Genomic DNA, 1,304 nt, shown 5'->3' with positions numbered 1-1,304 from the left:
CATATTTAGCTTGTACATTAATTATTAGCATGTAATAGAGCAATTACCTTACTACATGCTAATGTGTCTTAAAATTGATTATAGAGCGTTTTAACGATATACGTTTTAGTGCATATTATATTTGTATTGTGAAACAACTACTCATAACGAAAACCAATTAATTCGTCTATTTCTCCGATGGATATTTCAATGTCATAGTCGTATTGTTCGTCATCCATCATTAAGAACTCGTTTGGATTAAAATTAAAATCAAAGTTTTCTTCCTGTAGTATCTTGCTTAACTCTCGGCATACAACTACATCGACAAGATAAGAATGGTCATAGTTTGTTTGATTTTTCCATACTTCTGCTATCTGTTCTTTTACATGCTGACCTATCATAATTAATATTCCACCTCGTTTCCACATTCTGTGCATTTAATTACAAGAGATGCTTCATGCTTTTCTTCTGTATCTATTGCCTTTACAGTAATTTCAAACCACCCCATATTTGAGCCTGTTTTCAAGTTTCCTCTCTGACCACACTTTATACATTCTATAATCATCGTTACACCTCAATTATTGTTACAGTTGGCATCACTTCTATCTCAGTATAATCTTGAACGTTTTCTTTGAGTTTCTCTGTAACGACATCACAAATAGTTTTTAATATTTGCTCCATATTTTCGCAATTGGTTTTGATATCAAATTTCAATTCAAAATGTGCCTTGAAGTCTGGCTTTACTGACTTTATTAATTCTTGAGAAACAATGTCTTTCTTACCAATTACATGTGTTTACCATTGTAAATCTTCGACATGTATTTCCCTTTCATTTTCAAAACATATATATCCGATAACCTCGTCTATACATCCTTTATATTTATAAACAAACTTAAATTTTTGACTCAATCTTGTACCTCCTAACAATCCTTATTAAACTTGTTGTGACAAACCCAACTTTCAATCTTGCATCTTGCTCTATGCATGCTCTTTTTATCGCATTTAGCACAAGTATGCATACTGCATATATAATAAATTCCTTGACCAATTCCAAGTACAAATATAATCCCAAATGCCATTCTTGCTAATAACACGAACATTCCACCTTTCAACCTTTATATATCGTGGTTTTACGATTATTACGCCATATTATCAAATTGTTCGTTATCTTACCTCTCCCCACCCTGCCGGTACTGCATGTCTTGGGCAATCTTCTTTATGTTTACAGAAATGGTCACAGAAGAACTTGTTAGGTCTTGTAGGAGGGTCAAAATCACCATTCACTATATGAAACCAGTTAGATTTAATCCTCTCTATTCCTTCAT

At 32.7% G+C, this 1,304-nt stretch carries 2 protein-coding genes; both read right to left on the bottom strand.

The genetic code is table 11. The features are described from left to right. Window positions 1-137: 137 nt before the first annotated feature. Window positions 138-380 (bottom strand): hypothetical protein, encoded by a 243-nt coding sequence (locus AC11W3_RS02435; RefSeq protein WP_484092418.1) that lies wholly within the window; start codon window positions 378-380, stop codon window positions 138-140. 2 nt (window positions 381-382) lie between these two features. Beyond that, window positions 383-544 carry a hypothetical protein gene (locus tag AC11W3_RS02430; RefSeq protein ID WP_484092417.1) on the bottom strand — a complete coding sequence of 54 codons (162 nt, stop codon included), beginning with the start codon at window positions 542-544 and terminating at the stop codon, window positions 383-385. Window positions 545-1,304: the final 760 nt, after the last annotated feature.

Source organism: Geomonas sp., assembly GCF_056994735.1.
Note: the sequence above shows the minus strand (reverse complement) of the source record. Positions and strands in the feature narration are given on the sequence as shown.

Excerpts from the sequence above, each read along its gene's own strand:
- AC11W3_RS02430 (WP_484092417.1), bottom strand. The coding sequence starts at position 544 with ATGATTATAGAATGTATAAAGTGTGGTCAGAGAGGAAACTTGAAAACA.
- AC11W3_RS02435 (WP_484092418.1), bottom strand. The coding sequence starts at position 380 with ATGATAGGTCAGCATGTAAAAGAACAGATAGCAGAAGTATGGAAAAAT.